The sequence below is a fragment of the Pseudomonas sp. B424 genome, from assembly GCF_055408345.1.
In genome coordinates this window covers 185,069-202,697 of the sequence record NZ_JBUZTL010000006.1, presented here as the reverse complement: position 1 = coordinate 202,697, position 17,629 = coordinate 185,069, and the positions used below count along the sequence as shown (strand labels likewise).

The 17,629-nt window shown below is 59.6% G+C and carries 28 protein-coding genes; 2 read left to right on the top strand and 26 right to left on the bottom strand.

What is annotated here, in order from left to right; translation table 11 throughout:
- Position 1: 1 nt before the first annotated feature.
- The 21 genes from ACZRMS_RS10260 to ACZRMS_RS10160 form a co-directional block, all read right to left on the bottom strand.
- A complete protein-coding gene (locus tag ACZRMS_RS10260; protein WP_463995248.1) occupies positions 2-388 on the bottom strand; it encodes a phage baseplate plug family protein in 387 nt (128 codons plus the stop codon).
- Entirely contained in the window at positions 385-924 is a 540-nt protein-coding gene (locus tag ACZRMS_RS10255; protein ID WP_463995247.1) for a phage baseplate protein, read from the bottom strand. The genes ACZRMS_RS10260 and ACZRMS_RS10255 overlap by 4 nt, the downstream gene beginning before the upstream one ends.
- 3 nt (positions 925-927) lie before the next feature.
- Complete coding sequence (locus ACZRMS_RS10250; RefSeq protein WP_463995246.1) at positions 928-1,716, bottom strand: hypothetical protein; 789 nt, start codon at positions 1,714-1,716, stop codon at positions 928-930.
- Positions 1,683-2,606: a phage tail tape measure protein gene (locus tag ACZRMS_RS10245; RefSeq protein WP_463995245.1), complete on the bottom strand. Its 924-nt coding sequence runs from the start codon at positions 2,604-2,606 to the stop codon at positions 1,683-1,685. The genes ACZRMS_RS10250 and ACZRMS_RS10245 overlap by 34 nt, the downstream gene beginning before the upstream one ends.
- Positions 2,596-2,739, bottom strand: coding sequence for a hypothetical protein (locus tag ACZRMS_RS10240; protein WP_463995244.1), 144 nt, complete (start codon positions 2,737-2,739; stop codon positions 2,596-2,598). The genes ACZRMS_RS10245 and ACZRMS_RS10240 overlap by 11 nt, the downstream gene beginning before the upstream one ends.
- A 23-nt stretch (positions 2,740-2,762) precedes the next feature.
- On the bottom strand, positions 2,763-3,254 hold the full coding sequence (locus tag ACZRMS_RS10235; protein ID WP_463995243.1) for a phage tail assembly chaperone: 492 nt from the start codon (positions 3,252-3,254) through the stop codon (positions 2,763-2,765).
- Between the two features lie 8 nt (positions 3,255-3,262).
- Positions 3,263-3,679, bottom strand: a complete 417-nt coding sequence (locus ACZRMS_RS10230; RefSeq protein ID WP_463995242.1) for a hypothetical protein — start codon at positions 3,677-3,679, stop codon at positions 3,263-3,265.
- A 7-nt stretch (positions 3,680-3,686) separates the two neighbouring features.
- A complete protein-coding gene (locus tag ACZRMS_RS10225; protein ID WP_463995241.1) occupies positions 3,687-5,195 on the bottom strand; it encodes a DUF3383 family protein in 1,509 nt (502 codons plus the stop codon).
- Complete coding sequence (locus tag ACZRMS_RS10220; RefSeq protein WP_463995240.1) at positions 5,195-5,725, bottom strand: phage neck terminator protein; 531 nt, start codon at positions 5,723-5,725, stop codon at positions 5,195-5,197. The genes ACZRMS_RS10225 and ACZRMS_RS10220 overlap by 1 nt, the downstream gene beginning before the upstream one ends.
- On the bottom strand, positions 5,706-6,095 hold the full coding sequence (locus ACZRMS_RS10215) for a hypothetical protein (RefSeq protein ID WP_463995239.1): 390 nt from the start codon (positions 6,093-6,095) through the stop codon (positions 5,706-5,708). The genes ACZRMS_RS10220 and ACZRMS_RS10215 overlap by 20 nt, the downstream gene beginning before the upstream one ends.
- Complete coding sequence (locus ACZRMS_RS10210) at positions 6,092-6,568, bottom strand: hypothetical protein (RefSeq protein WP_463995238.1); 477 nt, start codon at positions 6,566-6,568, stop codon at positions 6,092-6,094. Before ACZRMS_RS10210 ends, ACZRMS_RS10215 begins: the two co-directional genes overlap by 4 nt.
- 1 nt (position 6,569) lies before the next feature.
- Complete coding sequence (locus ACZRMS_RS10205) at positions 6,570-6,974, bottom strand: DUF4054 domain-containing protein (RefSeq protein WP_463995237.1); 405 nt, start codon at positions 6,972-6,974, stop codon at positions 6,570-6,572.
- Positions 6,971-7,354 carry a hypothetical protein gene (locus ACZRMS_RS10200; protein WP_463995236.1) on the bottom strand — a complete coding sequence of 128 codons (384 nt, stop codon included), beginning with the start codon at positions 7,352-7,354 and terminating at the stop codon, positions 6,971-6,973. Before ACZRMS_RS10200 ends, ACZRMS_RS10205 begins: the two co-directional genes overlap by 4 nt.
- Before the next feature lie 14 nt (positions 7,355-7,368).
- Positions 7,369-8,337 (bottom strand): major capsid family protein, encoded by a 969-nt coding sequence (locus ACZRMS_RS10195; protein ID WP_463995235.1) that lies wholly within the window; start codon positions 8,335-8,337, stop codon positions 7,369-7,371.
- A 69-nt stretch (positions 8,338-8,406) separates the two neighbouring features.
- Positions 8,407-8,949, bottom strand: a complete 543-nt coding sequence (locus ACZRMS_RS10190; RefSeq protein ID WP_463995234.1) for a structural cement protein Gp24 — start codon at positions 8,947-8,949, stop codon at positions 8,407-8,409.
- The gene (locus ACZRMS_RS10185) at positions 8,946-10,115 is read right to left on the bottom strand and encodes a DUF2213 domain-containing protein (RefSeq protein ID WP_463995233.1); all 1,170 of its coding nucleotides are present in this window, start codon (positions 10,113-10,115) and stop codon (positions 8,946-8,948) included. Before ACZRMS_RS10185 ends, ACZRMS_RS10190 begins: the two co-directional genes overlap by 4 nt.
- Positions 10,099-10,941, bottom strand: coding sequence for a hypothetical protein (locus ACZRMS_RS10180; protein ID WP_463995232.1), 843 nt, complete (start codon positions 10,939-10,941; stop codon positions 10,099-10,101). Before ACZRMS_RS10180 ends, ACZRMS_RS10185 begins: the two co-directional genes overlap by 17 nt.
- Positions 10,919-12,322, bottom strand: a complete 1,404-nt coding sequence (locus ACZRMS_RS10175) for an anti-CBASS protein Acb1 family protein (protein WP_463995231.1) — start codon at positions 12,320-12,322, stop codon at positions 10,919-10,921. The genes ACZRMS_RS10180 and ACZRMS_RS10175 overlap by 23 nt, the downstream gene beginning before the upstream one ends.
- 14 nt (positions 12,323-12,336) lie before the next feature.
- Entirely contained in the window at positions 12,337-13,590 is a 1,254-nt protein-coding gene (locus tag ACZRMS_RS10170) for a PBSX family phage terminase large subunit (RefSeq protein ID WP_463995230.1), read from the bottom strand.
- Positions 13,556-14,002, bottom strand: a complete 447-nt coding sequence (locus ACZRMS_RS10165) for a hypothetical protein (protein ID WP_463995229.1) — start codon at positions 14,000-14,002, stop codon at positions 13,556-13,558. The genes ACZRMS_RS10170 and ACZRMS_RS10165 overlap by 35 nt, the downstream gene beginning before the upstream one ends.
- A complete protein-coding gene (locus ACZRMS_RS10160; protein WP_273416095.1) occupies positions 14,002-14,322 on the bottom strand; it encodes a phage holin family protein in 321 nt (106 codons plus the stop codon). Before ACZRMS_RS10160 ends, ACZRMS_RS10165 begins: the two co-directional genes overlap by 1 nt.
- 131 nt (positions 14,323-14,453) lie before the next feature.
- On the opposite strand from ACZRMS_RS10160, the gene ACZRMS_RS10155 reads away from it, so the two are divergent.
- Together ACZRMS_RS10155 and ACZRMS_RS10150 are read left to right on the top strand one after the other, a co-directional pair.
- Positions 14,454-14,708: a type II toxin-antitoxin system RelE family toxin gene (locus ACZRMS_RS10155; protein WP_463995228.1), complete on the top strand. Its 255-nt coding sequence runs from the start codon at positions 14,454-14,456 to the stop codon at positions 14,706-14,708.
- Positions 14,692-15,015 (top strand): helix-turn-helix domain-containing protein, encoded by a 324-nt coding sequence (locus ACZRMS_RS10150; RefSeq protein ID WP_463995227.1) that lies wholly within the window; start codon positions 14,692-14,694, stop codon positions 15,013-15,015. The genes ACZRMS_RS10155 and ACZRMS_RS10150 overlap by 17 nt, the downstream gene beginning before the upstream one ends.
- 94 nt (positions 15,016-15,109) lie before the next feature.
- Here the strand turns inward: ACZRMS_RS10150 and ACZRMS_RS10145 are convergent, their stop codons facing one another.
- The 5 genes from ACZRMS_RS10145 to ACZRMS_RS10125 are packed head-to-tail and all read right to left on the bottom strand — an operon-like array spanning position 15,110 to position 17,539.
- The gene (locus ACZRMS_RS10145; RefSeq protein ID WP_463995226.1) at positions 15,110-15,499 is read right to left on the bottom strand and encodes an antiterminator Q family protein; all 390 of its coding nucleotides are present in this window, start codon (positions 15,497-15,499) and stop codon (positions 15,110-15,112) included.
- A 9-nt stretch (positions 15,500-15,508) separates the two neighbouring features.
- Positions 15,509-16,228, bottom strand: a complete 720-nt coding sequence (locus ACZRMS_RS10140) for a replication protein P (protein WP_463995225.1) — start codon at positions 16,226-16,228, stop codon at positions 15,509-15,511.
- Positions 16,225-16,986 (bottom strand): hypothetical protein, encoded by a 762-nt coding sequence (locus ACZRMS_RS10135; protein ID WP_463995224.1) that lies wholly within the window; start codon positions 16,984-16,986, stop codon positions 16,225-16,227. The genes ACZRMS_RS10140 and ACZRMS_RS10135 overlap by 4 nt, the downstream gene beginning before the upstream one ends.
- A 2-nt stretch (positions 16,987-16,988) precedes the next feature.
- Entirely contained in the window at positions 16,989-17,297 is a 309-nt protein-coding gene (locus ACZRMS_RS10130) for a CII family transcriptional regulator (RefSeq protein ID WP_463995223.1), read from the bottom strand.
- Positions 17,298-17,299: 2 nt separating this feature from the next.
- Positions 17,300-17,539, bottom strand: coding sequence for a helix-turn-helix domain-containing protein (locus tag ACZRMS_RS10125; protein ID WP_463995222.1), 240 nt, complete (start codon positions 17,537-17,539; stop codon positions 17,300-17,302).
- Positions 17,540-17,629 lie beyond the last annotated feature (90 nt).

Here is a 17,629-nt window from a genome sequence, read left to right as displayed (position 1 = left end):
CTCAAGGATTGAAGATGGAAAACAGCAGCCGGGTATGGGCCACAATGGGCGCCAATGCCACCACTGGCGCCGGGACTCGTTGTTCATACTCGCCGGGCTCAAACTGGATCAGCCGCGCCGTGTCGCCAAGTGACTCCGACGCTGAGCTGTCGGCAGTCATTCGCCATTGCCCCAGACTGTTGCGGCTGCGCGGTGCCTTGTTCAACAGGCTGACACCGGCCACCATTGGCACACCCAGCAGAATTGCTTGCCCTGTGGCTTCGTGAAGGTCCATCAAAAAGCTGTTGCCGATATGCCGGTAGTAAGTGCGCAATGTGAAGGTGCCAATGCCCTGAATATCAACCGTGGCACGCCGTGCACCGTCTGCGCCGGTGGGGATTTCTTTCATTGGCCAATTCCCAGAATACTTTGCAGAGAGCTTTGTTTGGCCTCTTTGGCGGACTCACGGCCTGCATCCTTTTCCGTCGAGGCGGTTTTGTCGGTGGCATTGACCGCTGAGCCGCGTTTGGGTGTCAGCATGCTGGCCGGGACTTCGACGGTTTCCAGAGTCGCTGTCTGCACCCGTTGAAAATTCAAACGCACGCTCAACGCCCCGTCGAACGGCCCGGCGTTCTCGGCATTGGCGCCAAGAAACACCATATCGCTGTACAGCTCGTGGGTGGTCAGCACATCCAGCCGCTCGCGGGCACGGAGTTTGCGCCGTAGCTCGGCAATGATCGTTCGTGCACGCTCACCGCCATCGGCATTGCTGATGCCGCCACGGATTTCCAGACTGTCCGGGAGCACGGTCACATGATCGCTGACCATGCCCCCGCCATCGACCGCATACTGGGTCGCAGTAGCTTCCATGTTGTGGGCCTCGGAGGTGACCGCGTCGAATTCGATATCGGCAATGATCTGGTTACCGGTAAATATCGTGGCCATGGCTTAGCTCGCAGGTTGTGCGCTGGCACCCAGCCAGGCACTAGATGGGCCACCCTGGCGTCGGGCAATTTCGCTGGCCACGCCCATCGGGTTGCCCGCGCCATTGACGTTTATGGTGGTGGTATTTGTGGTGTTGAAGGACTGCGCCGCTTGCTGCAGGGTGGCCGCTGGGACATTGGCCATCATCGGTCCTGACGACGGTTGCGCCACGTTCGCCATCACCAGAGGCCCACGCTCAGCAAAATCCTTGCCGCGATCCCGCGCACCGGGAGCAAACTGCATAAAGCTCTGTTTTGCACCCCCCAAAGCACCCTGTGATGCAGCGTTGAGTTGCTCCACCTTGCGCGTGGCATCCTCTATCCCCGCCACAAACGCCGTGGTGTCGATATCGATCCCGACCTTTTTCAGCCAGTCACCCCCGGCACGCGCCAGCTTGCCCAACCAGTTCCAGACGGTTTCCAGCGCACTGACCACAACCTCAATAGCCGCCTTGAGCCGCTCGAACTGCCCAACCACCACGGTTTTAACCAGAGTGGCCAAAGCACGCAGCACTTTGGCGGCATTGGGGAATCTCTCTTCAAAGAGGCCGAATAGCGCACCGACCACCGAATTTCCGCCCTGAAATGCGACCCACAGGTCGTCAATGATCAGCACCACCAGCGCAATTGCCGCCACAACGGCGGCAGCAGTGGCAATGATCGGCAGAAAGGGCGCAATAAAACTCCAGGCCGCCACCGTGGCAATGCCCAACGCAAGGGTCAGCCCCGTGCCAATGGCGCTGGAAAGGTCCATGGTGCGGCCATCAATGTCGGGCAGCCAGTCGAGCAAGCGCTCTGCGGAGCCAACAAGGTTTTAAGCGCACGCCATGCACCGCCGACGATCTTCGTCACATTGTCGAGGGCGATACCCAAACCATCCCACGCCTGATTCAGCAGCCGCACAACCTTGGGCCGCGCCGCGCTGACAAACTGCTGCATGCGCCTGAAAGCCTCGGTCAGCCCCGGCATCACATGCACCGCGAAATTACGCCCAATGGCTTTAATCGATACCTGTAAATCCAACAGGCTGTCGTTGTAATCGGCGGCCCGTTGCTTGGCTTCCTCCGGCAATACCGCGCCGGTTTCCCGAGCGGCCAGGCGCAAGGCGGCAAGCCCCGCAGCGCCTTGCTGCAACAGCTTGACCATCTGCGGCTTGATACCCAGCGACTTGGCCAGATTGACCTGCTCAGCCTTGCCCAAAGATTCGAACTTGCCGGAAATCTCCTCCAGCATCTGATCGGCAGGTTTGAGCTTGCCGGTAACGTCGACCGCTGACAGACCGAGCCTGGCCAGTGCTTCGTTGGTTTTGCCGGTTTTGGCGTCCACCAATTCAGTGGAGAGCTTGCCCAGCACCAGGCGCATATCTTGAATCGAGTTACCCGAGCGCTGCGCGGCAAACTCCAGCTCCTGCAGCGCCTCGTAACTAACCCCGATAGAATCGGCAAACTTCCCCGCCGCATCCTCGCTCTCGGCCACCGATGAAACAAACGCCACCACCCCGCCTGCCAACGCAGTGACGGCCGCAACGGCGGCGGCCGCGCCTATTTTTACCGCCTTCAGCGTGCTCTGCAGGCTTTGCGCAGCCTGCTGATTGTTCGGGTCGGCGCGCAGGCCGAGTATCGTCACCAGCTCGTCAACGACCATTATTCTTTGCCTCTGCCGCAGCGATCACATGGCCTTCCCACTCCACCCACTCGATCAGGTCGAGCAGGTCATGCAGACGCCAGAAGTCATCCCAGTCGTAGGTGCCATCCTTGAGTTGATGCAACTGGCACATGCCCGCATCAAGCAAACGCGCGATCAGCCATTCGGCTTGTCGGTCTTGCGGGATCTGGACAGACCGAACTGGCCGGCCAGTGCGGACCAGGCCGGGCCGCCCCGGGCGAAAAAACGCCCAACGTGCTCCTTGATCGCCCAGATGGCCACCGGCAGCAAGTCGCCGGGGTGCTCGTCGAACCAGTTGTTGAAGTGCAGGTCATCCGAGAGCTTGGTGGTATCGGCGTAGACCTCATAGTTCAAGGCTTCGCGCATCAGTTGGTGGGCCTTGTTCGGGTCAATGCTGGCCGCCGCGACAATCACCGCCGACAGGGCTTTCTCCATGCTCTGGCCATTGGCGTCCTCTTCCGCATCTACTTTCAGTGAGCTGAGGGAGAATCCGCCCGCGTCCAGACTGGCGATGCCGCTGCCCAGATTAGCGGCCACCTTGAGCGCGAATGGCAAACCATTAAGCGGTTGCATGGGCGTTAGCCGATAGGTGCGGCCTTCAATGTTCAGGGTTTTCTGCTGAATCATGGCGCACCTCAGAAGGGTTGAATGATCTTGCTGGCCAGGAAGCGCACGGTGCGCATTTTCCCGCTCGGGCCGCCGGTGGAAATGTCGCCGATATTCTCGATGGCGCAACCATTGAGCTGGGAGATTTCACCGACACCCGTAGACACGGTGATATTGATCAGCGGCACCGCAAACCCGGTTTTCTGTCCGCGCCACAGGCTGTAGAGCATGGTCAGGGCGCGTGAGACCGGCAGCAGATCCAGCTCAAAAGCACCGGACTCGTCAGAAGCAAAGGAAATCATCGTGCTATGGGTACCCACGGTTTTCTGGGCACCCACGGCGTCGTTGATGATGCGGATGCAATCGGCATCGGCCAGGTTGTCCACCAGCAAACCGTTGATCACCACTGAGGCCTGGGCTTGGTTGTAGGCAATATTGCGCGGCATGATGGCCTCACTCGAATGCGTTGATATGGATGGCGACCGTATGCTGGGCACCGGCCAGATTGACGTCGATACGAATGGGCGGCCCCAGGCGCCCGGCGCGATCTGAGTCGCTGGTTTGCTCCACGCCGACCACGGTCAGGTTGTACGCCGGTACCAGACCGACGCCGGACTGGCTGGCCAGATCAATAACCGGACGATCGGCCAACAGACCATTGCTGACATAGCGCTCAAGGGTCGGGGTCACGCCATCAACGATCAGCGTGCTGCCACTGGGGGTGTAAGGCACTACCCCGTTGCGCAGGAACACGTTGAAGGCGGCGGTCTGCAACTCTTCCACCAGATTGTCGAGGCCAATACGCGAGTCGATAAACCAGCTGCTCGACGCCATGGTGCCGCTGCGGAAAGTACGGGCATTGTTGCCCACTGCCACCAGCGTATTGCCGCGTTTTTTCTCCAGCACACCGAGTTCGGTTTCGTTCAACCCCACCGTGGGAATGCCCGGCAGGTCCTTGAACTTGGCGGTAATCACGCTCTTGGGCAGCGCGTAGTTGACCCCCAGCATGCGCGCCAGAATCGACACTTCAGGGTAGAAACCGACCTTGTCGTGATAAGTGACCGAGGCGCGGGACAACCCGGCCTGATGGGTGGCTGAAGCAATATCGAGGGTGCTGCTGGCATCCAGTGCCAGTGGATCGTTGGAGGCCAGCCCCATAACGCCCTTGCGCGCCTCCATCCACGCGGCGGCATCGCCAGCATCCTGGGTGTCGCGCCAGCTTTCATCCAGCGCCCAGCCATACACAAAACGCCCGCTGCAACGTGCCGCTTCTGCGATCAGCGCCAGCTCGCTGACCAGACCAGCCGGTGTGTAGCCCGGTGTGGTGGTGCCTTCTCGACCATTGAGTAATGTCGGGCCAGAGATATCGACTCCCGATGCTGCCTGACTGAGGATCGATACAGTTGCACCATCCCCGAGCGTGCCCGAAGTGATCTGCAATTGCGTACCGTCAAGTTTGACCGTTGCCCCCGTAAAACCGCTACCGGTCTTGGCTCGCAGTGCGGTCTGGATCAGGCTGGCCACCGTGGTCAGCGACGTTGCCGTGGACAAGTCGAGGCCGGTGATGTTCTCGCTGACGCCATCAATGGCAATTGCAAAACTTCCGTCGAGGATAGCTTTCCAGGTGGCGACATCCTGCTCAATGGCTCCGGTTCGCAGATAGCCCGGTTGCGGCACGCTGAATGCCTGGGCCACCGCCATGGTCTTGGCCCGTGGGCTTTGAGCGAAAAAATCGCGCCCGGCCAGATACGCCTGGGTGCCTGGCGACCAGTCGGCAAACAGGGCATCGGAACTGCTGTAGTAGCGAATTCTCCCCGCGCCCGCAGGCAGTTGGCCGGAAGCGCTGACAAACACCATCACGCTAAGATCTGTGGACAGTTCGGTCTGGGCCTTGCTGAGTTGAATATTGACGTCGATATCACGGGGCAGCGTTTTCGCGCCGCAATCGATGATCTGGACCATTAGCAATCTCCGGATGTAGGCGAGATGGGTGTGACAACAGTGGCCACAAACCCCGCATCGGTTTCGTAGAGGTCGATCTTTTGAGTGGTGAAGTACTCGGGGGCCGAGATTGTGGTGATAACCGCATGCAAGGTCAGTTGAAACTCGGCGCGGGCGCGGATGCGTCCGGTCTCCAGGGCGCTGAGGTTCTGGATTGCAGTCACGGCGCCAAGGCCTGCGATCTTCCACAGATCGCGCCAACGCTGCGCACTCCAGACACTGGCGCGCAATCGAGCCGCGTCAGCCATGGCCTGACCACCGCGCAGAGCCAGTCTGAAAGCCACGTGATGCAACGTGCTGATGGTTTCAGCCTGCCGATCGACTTCAACCCGGTCATGCTGCATCGGCGTACAGGAGCGCACCGACAACGACAGATAAGGGGCCGCAGGCTGCGGCCCGCCATCATCCTCAATCACTGTTTCACGCCCCGTTACTTGTGCGCACCATGCTGAAATCTCAGCCTCCAGCGCTTCAAGCGTGGTCGGGGTCATTGTTCAGGTACCGTGTGGCGATATAGCGCCGGAGTCCCGCCGTACTGCCCGTCCAGTCCTGCAGCTTGACCACCCGCCACAACGAACCGCCGTAGCGAATGATGGTTTGTCGATTGGCGGTTGCGCCCTGCTCCACGTCGTACCAGTTGAGCTGCGTGCGTGTATGGATCAGCACGGCTCCATCACTGCGGTCACCCTCGGGCAAAACGCTCAAGGTGCGATCATCGGCCGGTTGGATCACCCCGCTAATGGTGCGATCGGGTTCGGCGGTCGCTTTCCAACGCCCCGCCACCCGCTCACCCACCAGGTCATACACCGTGATCGAGGTGGCAAACAGGCTTATGGCGGGCATCACCGGCAAGATGATCATTCGCCCGCCCTCACGATAAAGGTGACGCTCTGGCGCAGCAGGCCGGTATCGATCAACGGATTGCTCGACTGTTTGCGCGCAACGGTCGACTCGGCATTGGCCGGGTCTTGCAGCTCGACGATGGCAGCCTGATGCTGTCCGACCGCGACCGGCCCCAGAATCTTCAGCGCCTCGGGTTTGGTCATTTCCAATGCATTAATTTTCAGGATCAGCCGTTGCAGAATCGGGGCGGCCTTTTCACGGGTTTTGTCGGCGCCCTGCTCCATATAGGCCCGGCGTGGCACATGCCCGTTCAGGCTGCCGAAATTGTTCACTGCGGCCACCAACAGCAATGGCGTCCCTTCGGGATAACGGGCGCTTGTTTCCGGTGCTCCCTGCGGAAAACCTACCGCCAGTACTTCCTTGCCTTCGTACTGTTTGAGGAGCTGGCCCAACCATTGAGGGTTGCGCTGGGTGATGCGGTTCGGGTTCATTTCAGCACCCCACCATACGCCCACGGCTCAGACATTCGCGCATCAGCGCAAGATAACGCTGACCATAGGCCGATTGAGAAAAGTAGGCCGTGTCGCAACGGCTGGCTGAGGCCGGTAGCGCGAACGACACCGACAGGCCACCCGCCGAAGCGCTAGCCACCGTCCCCGTTACCTGTCCGACCACCTCACCGCTTTCAGTGATCACGGTCCCGGCCATACGCGATTGCGCCAAAGCCACTTCGTGCGCGGCATAGGTCAGTACGGCGCGCGGGTAACAGCGTCCCCAGCTCTTGCGTGACAGGTGATCGAGCGCGGCGTCGAGCTGAGCCTCGATCACGGCGTCCACTACCGGCCCGTGTTCGGGATACAGCGCCCGGTAGCTGGGTAAATCGACCTGCAGGCTCATGATTTGGCGCGGCGGCCACCGGCAGGCGCATCGGTGTCGGACACCTTGGCCAAGGGCACCTCAACTGCCGTGGCCGTGCTGTCGACTGCAACAGTGCGCTTACCGTTGTCCACCGAGCTATTGCTGACATCCAGCTCCTGCGGTTTTTCGGCTTCCGAGACTTTACTGCCAGGGTCATCCTGATCGACCTTCACGTCAGCACGGGTGGCGACCAACAGGCTGCGGTCAAGCAGAACCGCAACCACCGGCGAGCGGCGCAACCGCTCGAAGCGCTCGTCCTCCAGGGTTACGGTCTCATTGCGCCCCAGCAGGACTTCCTGCTCATTGGGCTGGGTTTTGATAATCACAAACGGATTGCGTGAATGGTTGGTCAGTTTCATGGGGGCGAGACTCCTCAAATGCCGTCGACATAGCGCCATGACAGTGGGTGCTTGATATGGGTGGGGCCGAAGATGTATTCGGCGTAGAGCTTCACGCCGTAGCCCTGGGGTTGTGGCTCCAACACCTGAAAGGTCAGCGGCATGGGCATCCACAAGGTTCTTTTGTTGAGGGTCGCGGCGGCCATACGTGCGGTTTTGCCTGCCCCCGCATCATCCAGATAACGCACCGGCACAATCTTCAAAGGCTGCTTGGTACGGGTGGTGTAGAGATTGGCTTTCTCAACGTATTCCAGCACCGAGATATCACTGTTCTGGCTGACGCGCTGGGTGGCAATCTGGCCGTAGCGCTTGGCCGGGATCAGCAAAGTGCCCGCCAGATGCACGGTATTCGACTGCAGCCAGACACCGGTCAGGGCGTCGTTAACATCGGCCAGAATCTCGTCCGGGTCTTTATCCGGCCATTCGCTGGAATTGCCAGCCTGGTTGGGCGCTGCGGGAGCAACCGGCACACCCGGCAACTCGATCAGGCCGTTGTAATCCACCCCGTCCTCGCCGTACCAGGTCACGCCCTCGATATGCCGTTCACTGCCTTCGCGCATCGACTCGCCCAGCTCGGTAAACAGTCCGGGACCTTCGACACCGAACTCAATGGCGCGAGCGTCCTGAATATCGAAGTCGGCACCCACGCCCGAGGCCTCCAGCGGGATGGTGACTTTGTCCAGCGCTACACCCACGGTGGGCACGTCATTGGCCAGACGCGCACGGAACTGGCCACGGCCCGAACGATCACGCACCAGGTAGCTGGCAGCCCGGGCGCCGGGGTTGATTGAAGTGTCCACGCACTCGGCCGGGATCACCTGGCTCCAGAGGATTTCCGGCAGCTCAACATCCTCGATGCCGGACACGATCTGCTCGAAATTGCTCTGTACGATCTGCATCGCATTGACGCGACCGTACTGGAAGCTGTTGTTTTGGATTCGCATGCTGCTTTTCTCCCGGCCAGAAACGCGAAAACCCGCACAGGGCGGGCTTTTCGAGGGGCTGGCTGTTGATCAGAGGTTGATGACGGCCAATTGCGGGCCGACCTGTTTATGCCAGGTCACTCCAGGCCATTCCAGCAAGCCCTCACCCGCCACGTTGGTGAAACACCCCACTGGCAGGCGGGCCTCGTTGGTGGCATTGATAGCGACAAACACCGGGTCGCCGTGGGCAATACTCAGGTCTTCTGGTTTGCTCACATACGCCAGCACATTCAGGCCCGGCTCGATCACCCCCACCAGCGTTTTTTCACTGAGCAAGGCCCAGCCATTAGCGTCCACTTCGGCGGCGTAGGTGTAGGCAACAATGCCCACCAGTTGCGCGGCCGTAGAGTCGGCCAGCGGGGCCTTGATCGCATAGGGGTTCAGCTCGAATTCATCGTGATTGAGCGTGCCCTTGACCACTGCGCGGCCCACATACACAGAGGTTTCGCTGATGTAACTGCCGTGCGGGTCGCGGCTGACGCTGCGCATATCGGCCAGTTGGCCGGGAAAGCCCGCCACGCGGGCGCTGGGGTAGCTGTTTTGCACAGCAGGTCGGCTATTGCGAGTGGTCATTGTCTGGCTCCATAGAGTTTGTCGAAGCGTGCGCGATTGTCAGCGGTATTCATTGCTGACTGGGTCATTGCACCGGTCTGCACCCGGCTGCCGTTGACCACACGCTTCTGCCCCGGACTGTGGCGCAGGCCCTCATACAGACCGGCGACAAAATTGGCATCGGCCAGTTTGTCTGCCGGGATCTCAGGCAAACCATTCTGGGCACGAACCCGGGTCACGACTTCGGCACGCAAGGCATTGCCGCTAAGGGTTTTCATATCATCGGGCAAGGTCTGGCAGTTCATCACTTGCGTGGCCTCCTCGCGTTGATTGACGATGTCCTGCGCTGCCGTTTCCACAGCTGCCGGGGACATGGCCGCTTCGAGCTGCTCCTTGATCGATTGCAGCTCACCGGTCACACGGGTGTAGTTGGCATCTGCCTCGTCCTTGGCCGCCGTGATGGTCTCCAGTTCGGCCAGCAGGCTTTCAAGTTTGGACGCATCAGCGCCCGCCTTTTCGGATGCCTGCTCGATCTCCTCGACCGCTTTGGCGTCCTCTTCGTTCATCACTTGGATGGTCTTGCCGTTACGCAGACGCACCCGGATCGGATCAGCCATAACGGCCTCCTGCTGCTTGGGTTGTGTGGGTTTGGTGTTGAGAATCCGCACGTCGTGGCCGCCACGCCCGGCACCGGCCGGGAGCAGCGCAACATGGTTGTAGCGGATCTGGGTCTGGCGACCGACATAGCGCTGGCCGTCGTATTCACCCAGTTCAGGCACGCCGTCGGCGTCATAGCCTGAAGACACTTCCGAGACTTGTCGGGTCTTGATTTTGTCTATGGCGGCACGGTCAGTGATGATCAGGTCAGCCAGCAAATAGGGTTCTTCAACCACTGGCGCACCAGCAACGTAACCAATAATGATCCCGGCTTGCGTCTGTGCGTCTTCAATCCAGGTGTGCTGATCGATCACCACCGGCACGCCTTCCAGACTACGCAACGAACGTGATTCGGCCAGGCTGTCGAGGGCAACGAGCATGCCGCCAGAACCTGTGCCGTCCGCCATATACCCCAGCTCAACGTCGGAGTAGTCCATAACGCCCACCGCCAGCACGCGAGCACGGCAGCGCAAGGCGCCAGCGCTAGTCATTTCCCAGGCACCGTCGGCTATTTCAAACGTAGGTCGCATCGAGTTCGTCCAGATCAATAATGGGTTCGGCGCTGCAGCGGCACTGAATGGGCTGGCCAGGGTGGCCGTCTTCGGGCGGTTGATCCCAGCGGAACTCCTGCCCTTCACGCTCCCAATGGTTGCCGTGGACCTCATTGCCCTCGGGGTACAAACCACCCGGGTTGCCCACCACGCGCTGATCCTGCGAATTGCGCCAGGTGTAGCGATTGATCCCCGCATCCTGCTGCCTGATTGCATTGAGTGAGGTGGACAGCTTGCTGGTCTGGTCACGGGCGATGCGCCTGGCTTCGCGCTTGCTCAGATTGCCAATCCTGGCCAGTCGGTTGGTCAGGCTGCCCTCGGCGAAAGTCTTGCCCTGATAGTTGGCGGTCACCGCCTCGATCACCCGGCCCCAGTGGTGCTCGCCAATCGTGCGAATCAACGAGACATTGGCCGCAATGGCTGTTTCGGCGGCGCCAGCAATCGCCACAGACGCCATGATCGTCGCCCACTCGACGCCAAGGGAGCGGGCAATCATCGACTCGACCTGTTCCTTGTTGGCGGCGTTCGCCGCACTGGCCCAAATGGCGGCAGCACGGGGCGCCGCCGCCTGCAACGCCCGACCGGTCGACTCCATCTTGCTGGCAATCAGACCAATCAATTGCGGCCGTGCAACACCCGAGGTGATCGCCAGCGAGATTTCCGCTGTAGACAGCTTCAGCAAGCTGACCTGTTGATACAGCGTGTTGCGATACAGCACCTCGATCGAACGACGAGGCCTGACCGAAGTCCCCGCGCGAATCACCTTGCGGGCCTTTTGCGCACTACGCGGCAGGATTATCGGCATTGCCCAGTACCTCGGTCAGCTTGGCCAGCGCAGCTTTCGGGTCGAGTAACGGGTTAGCTTCCGGGCTGTCGTCGTCGCTTTCGGTCTGTACCGTCAGCAGCCCGCGTTCCCGCGCTTCGGCATAGGCCTCATCCCCACCAATGATCCCGCCAGCGGCCAGCGTGGAAATGACATTGGCATCGATCTGGCGGATATCGGCGGCTTCCTTGTCACTGAGGTTCCACAGCGGCGGGAATTCGATATCAACCCCGTCCGGCAAAGGCTGCCCCGTGACCGATGGATGCAAGATGCGCAACAGCTTGAGCAACTGCGGCTTGATCCGCATGACCTGGAACGAGTCGATGCTGTTGTAGTAATTCTCCAGATCCGAAGTACCGGTGGCGTTCAACCCGCCCGGCGCCTGCCCGAGAAAGCGTGTGGCCGGAATATCCGAGGCCGCTGACAGTACCTGCAAAAAGGCCATCAGCAATTCGGGGACCGACCCAAACGAGGTCGACAGGGTTGCCACTTCTGCGCCGCCTTCCGGACCGGTGTCGAGCAAGGCTGCACGGTACAGGCTCAATTGCTTGGCTATTTCCTCCAGCTCGGCAATCCGCTCACTGCCACTGTTAGTGGCCTGCAAGGTCGCAATATCTGCCTTGATCAACATCAGTGACGCGGTATTGACCAAGTGAAACGCGGCCTGCCGGGTGCCGGTGGCGCGCATCAGATCATCCATCAACGGCTGCAACACCGAATCACCAAACCCCGGACCCAGCAGGCTGCCGAAGCTGAACAGCGAGCCGTCATAGGTCAGCGGCTGACCGTCGAACACCAGCAAACGGGACTCATGCACACGCTTGCCGTTGATGGTGTACATCGCCGGTTTGCCATAGCTGGCCGAAAACGGATCGCTGACCACATCGGCCAGGTACAGGCGGTTGCGCGGGATCACGTTGATAAAGCGCAAATCGCCCTTGCGCACACTCGCAGCTTGAAGCGGTTGCTCGGGCTTGTCCTCGCTGTCCTGTATCCCCATCAGGATTGCAGCCCCCCCCAGCAGGCGCTCAATTATCAGGGTGCGACGCAGGGTATCGATCAGCCCCAGATTGTCGACTGCCCGGGCGATTTCCTCCGCACTATCCCCCAGCCCGGTGTAACTCCACTCTTCGCGCAGGGCATCCGCCACGGGGATGGCCACAATTTTCCGGGCCGCCCAGTCGAAGCGCCACAGGTTGAGCAACTCCTGTTGGGTCAGCACCGCGCCCTGCAGGGGCCGGGCATCGGCGCCGCGATCCTGGCCGCCGCCCGCCCCGCTGCGACCTTGGGTATTGGCATTTTGCGTACGCAGGCGTTGCGTCACCCTGCGTTTACGCGCGGATGCGGAGCGTTTGTTGGCCATAGAAATATTCGATATCAAGGGGCGGTATTGCCCAGATGACGCCCCCCGCCCATACGCCGCCAGACCGACAGGCTGATGCCCATGGCGTCGACCTGATCGTCGTGGGCGTGAGAGTCGTCATCACGAAAGTCCGCGCACTCGTCGGTAAAGGCTTCGGTCCAGGGCTCGCTATCTGGCAACCACACGGCTTCGCCATAGACCAGCCATGCACACTCCCGTGCGCGCCCGGCCTTGTCGGCAGGAAAGCTGTACTGCTCGGGTTTCCAGGGTGTGGCGGCAATGCCCTGGCGGCGCAGGGTCTGCACCAGCGACTGGCCGCTGGCCTTGTCTTCGATATGCAAGGTGCGCGGGCGCGGCAGTTGTTTGTCAGAACGCCACAGGTTCCACAGGCGTTTGGCATTGAGCAACAAGTCGGGAAACTCGGCTCGTTCGCGCCACTGATCCAGCAAGTAAATCCGCTTGGCACCCTCCACGCCCCAGCGTTGAATCACCGAATAATCGCAGCCGTCTTTGGCCTTATAGGCCGTATCGGCGCTGACCAGTGTCGCGGTGATCCGCTGGTTAACCTCTGCCCGGCTGCTGTACCAGCACCACCAGTCCGGGTTAAGGATCTGCCCTTCGCTTTCGCACGGCAGCCCCAGCCAGATGTGTTTGTAACGCTGCGGGTACATGGCCTTGCACAGCGTTGCTTCGGCCAGCAGCTTGTCCGAGACATACGGGTTATCAAGGTAATTGACCTCGATTTTCAGCGTGTCCGGGCGCTCGGTCAGCACATAGTCGGCGTAAACCGGATCATCTTTTTTTCGCGGGTTGAGGGTGAACCAGATTTCGGAGCCGCTTTTGCGGATCGTCGGTACCAGGGTGTCCAGCGAGTCGCGGCTGATGGTCTGCGCTTCTTCGACCCATACCAGGTCGATGCCCTCCATCGACTTGATCGACTCGTAGTTGTAGCGCAGCCCGGCAAAGATGATTTCCGTGCCATTCAGGCCGTAGATGGCGGTTCTGGTCGAGCGGTAAAACCAGCCCAGCCCAAGCCGCGCAATCTCGTCATCCAGCAGCTTCTTGACCGACTCGGCAATCGACTCCTGAGTCTCACGACAGCACAGAATTCGCAGTGACCTGGCATAAGCCAACCCCAACAGAATGCGCGCCACGGTCCAGGACTTGCCACCACCGCGCCCGCCGTACAACACCTTGTAAGGCTTGGGATGCAACAGCGGCTCATAACGCGGCTCAATCCTCGCCTGTATTTTCTCCGGGCGTTTCATGGCAAATCACAAACTCCATCGGCGGGAACGATAACGGCGCGCCTCCGGGGCCAGTCAATTCGCTGGCGGTTCGCTCCTTGAATTTTTCAGGCCGGTGAGCCTTGAGCAACAACGTCATCAACGTATCGGAGTACTCCTGAACCGTGCCGCACTCCTCGCCCTGATAGAACACCGGCTTGGCCACGCCATGAAGTGCGCGACGCCGGGCTTCGGCTTCCAGGCTATCGGTGGCCTCCTCCAGTGCCTCGTCCCAATCAGCCGCAAACTCGGGGTTTTCATCGCGCCAGCAATAGACGGTGCGCCGGTTGACGCTGGCAGCACGGGCGGCGGCCGAGACATTGGCGGTATCACGCAGCGTTTCGAGAAAAGTTTGCCTTGCGTGATCTGTGGTGCGTTGTGAGATTCCGGCCATCACTTTTCTCCGGAATTTGGAAACCGTGCGTTGGCAATGCCCTCCACCCAGCGCATCACCTTGCGCACACCGAAGTAGCCAATCCAGATCCCGGCCGCCGTAGCCAGGTTGGTCGACAGTTCGAAGTATTCCAGCACGGGGATCAAGCTGAGCGTCAGCAGCATGCAGCTTGGACCTTCGATCAGCATTTCCGAGACGGTGCCGCCGCGATGGATGATGCGCAGGATGGCCATTACCAGAGTGAGACCGACTGCGAACAGCACTGGTGAATGTTCCTGTAACCAGTTCAGCAAAGCCGTTTTATCAAACATCTTGCGCATCTCTGATCCCCTGACGGGAAAGCCATTGAAGTGCCAGTGACGTAACATCGAGAAAAAACTTGAGGGTTGAAGCAACGTAAAATATAAGTAAAAATTGCTTTAATACTTATAAAAGACTTATATTTAGCCCTATGAACACGATCAACTGGACTCGGAAAGCTGTTAAGCAGCTCCTGAAGCTGCACTCCCAGCATCAGGTTCAAATTCGTGATGCAGTGTCCGGACTCAAGGACATGCCCGACGTGGTCAATATCACGTCACTGACCAACCACGAATACGGATACCGCCTGCGGGTGGGCAACTACCGGGTCCTGTTCGACTGGGACGGCATGATCAAAGTGGTCAGCATTCAAGAGGTCAAGAAACGCAATGAACGCACCTACTGACATTCAAATCATCAACGGACCTGACGGTAAGCCCGCGTTCGTCGTCATCCCCTATGCGCAGTACGTCGCGCAGCACACTGACAGCGATTTGATTCCGCATGATGTGGTCAGCCGCATGGTGGACGGTGCTACCCCTATCCGCGCATGGCGCGAATATCTGGACCTGACCCAGGACGAAGTGGCCCAGCGTTTGGGGATTTCCCAACCGGCTTACGCGCAGCAAGAAACCGTCTCTAAACCACGTAAAGCTACCCGCGAGAAAATCGCGGCGGCTTTTGGCATCAATGCGGATCAGTTGGAGTTGTAGGGGGATACAGGATAAAGCACGGGATGATTTGCGGCTCAATATGAAAACCACTGTGGCATAAAACCAAACTTTATCCGCGCGGAAAAGTGTTTTTTCATGCCTCTTGTCGGAGCGATTCCAGCACGCAATCGATCCACGCAACGCCCGCCCGCACCAGTTCACGGGCTTTGCCTTCGCTTATGCCGTAGTGACGCCCGAGCCGCAGCATCGGCCACTTGGCACCGTAGTAGAGCCAGATAAAATCGCCCATCTGCTGATCGCGCCGTGTCAGCCGCGCCACGGCACTATCAATCACCCCCGCCAATTCATCGCTGATGCAATACGATTTGCACACCGCAGGCTGGGCAACATGATCGCGCATCAACACCTGCATCGATGACACGTAATGCGGAATGCCCATACCGTCCATGCGCCACCAGCCCCATTGCTCCAGCAGGTATTCGGTGTCGCCTAGTGGTCGTTTAAGTGGTTGGCGAATGGTCATGATGACACCTCAGGCATGATCGTCTCTGCGGATATTGAGCTTGGCCAACAGCATGGCCCGGCAGGATTTCGGGTCTTTGGGGATTTCGAGAATGGCCACCAGCTCGTCAGCGATTTTCACCGAGTGCTCCAGCTGGATCTGTTCCCGTGGTCGCATGCTGTCGCAGCCGATGCCCTTGGCGATTCGCCCTTCCAATGGCTGGCCGGTTTGTGCCCGGCGCGTGACGATGGCGTAGTTACGCTCGAAACGTTGACGCAGTGCCTTGTCGCCCTGCTTTGCTGTTTTCAGGTCAAACGTGCTGGTGGCCTCTGCCGCAACGCGCACAGCGTCATGAGAGTAAACCCCCATCAGGGCCTCGATCCAGGCGTCGCCCTCATGGGGCAGCCCGAGTTGTTCGGCACTGGGCGTACACCACGAGACAAATTCACCCACGCTGGGCAGGAAAGGATTGGCTGACTTGCGCGCCTGCCGAAAGCCGTAGGCCAGTTGCTGCTCGGTGTTGATCCCGCCCTGAACAAACCCGGCGATCCACTCGCGCTTGGCGCGATCGAGCGCTGAGTCGTCAGGCCAGGCCTGGCGCCACGCGGGAAACACGCCTTGCAGCTTGGTGAACACGGTGTTCACGATTTCAGCCGTGCCCGGGTCGACCTTGATCGGTTGAACAATGGGCACCTGTATCAGGGCCTTTTGCGGATCAAGGCCACCGGTGATTTCAGAGATGCGTTTCATAGAATCGACTCCTTGGCCCAGTCAGTGCTGTCGAAGTTCAGTGACGGTGGCCCGCAGGTGTGTGGCGGCGAAGCCATGCGCCGGTTGGCGTCTTCCTGCGCCTTGAGAAACCACGTTCGCCACGTAGCCGCCCAGTCGGCCTTGGTGCCGCCGTTGCCACGCCAGTAGTTCACGAACTTTTCCGTTTCGTTGACCAGGTGGACGGCGGGTGCTCGCTCTGCCGCCCACTTGCGCATGTCGCCGGAGACGTTGAACGGTTCGGGCAAGCGGGTTTTGCGCTTGGGTTTCGGCTCGGGATTTGCGGGTGGCCCGGGCGATTGCGGGGCCATTTCCGGCAAAGGGGGACTAAGGGGGTTTAGATCTTCTTCTGTATCTGCTCTGTTCTGTTCTAGGGCGTTACTGGAACGTTTCGGTAACGTTTCACCCTGTTTCGCCTGTTGTTTCTTCTTGTCCCGATGTGCCCTAACCCTTGCTGTGCTTGAGTCGGAGCGATATTGGCGGGCACTCCAGTTGCGCAGGGTCCAGTCATCATTGATAAAACCCTTGGCCAAAAAAACCACTTTTGTCTCGGCCAAAACAGCCTCTGAAACCCGTAACGCGAACGCTATGGATGTTGCACGTTCTGTTACATGAAACGTTTCAATACCGTTACTGCATTCAAGGCAAAAGAGCATGACCAAACGACGCTGCATGGCCTCGTCCATCATCTGTACTTTGGGGTCAGTGGCGAACTCACCATACAGCCGGAACCAATCCATGATCAGTCCCACTCCAGCTGATGCACGCCTTCAATCTGCTCCATATGCAGCTTGGCCATATGCAGATAGGCAGCGATATCCCGCTCCCTGAAGCAGCGGGCATCCGTGGGCACAATCTTCAGATCGAGCGCGGCCATCAGGTCGGAGAAAAACAACAGCTTTTCCGACTTCAAGCGGCTGATCGTCGTTTCATCGCAACCCATAGCAAGCGCTACCGGCGCACCGCCAATGGATGCAAGACGCTGCAACAGCACCGAGTAGTTCTTGCGGGATCTTTCTGCCTGATCGGGGCTCAATTTGGTGGCTGACATGATCAGGCCACCGCGTCAGCAGAACCCTTGAAGCGTTCCGGATAGAGTATGTGGATTTCGGTGATTTCGTTGTCGAACACCCGGCACAGGCTTTCGGCCAGCGCCGTGGAGGAACGCTGCACCCCGCGTTCAACACGGGACAGGTTGCCGGAATCGACGGTATCGCCCAGTTGCGAAAGACGGGCCGACACATCGGCCAGCGTCCAGTTCCTGGCAATACGTGCACGCTTTAAAGGAGTCATGACTATTCGCCTTGGGATTAAGACAAATACATTTTGCGCAATGCGCAAATAGAGTGCAAGGGTAAATTTGCGCATAGCGCTTTGCGTGAA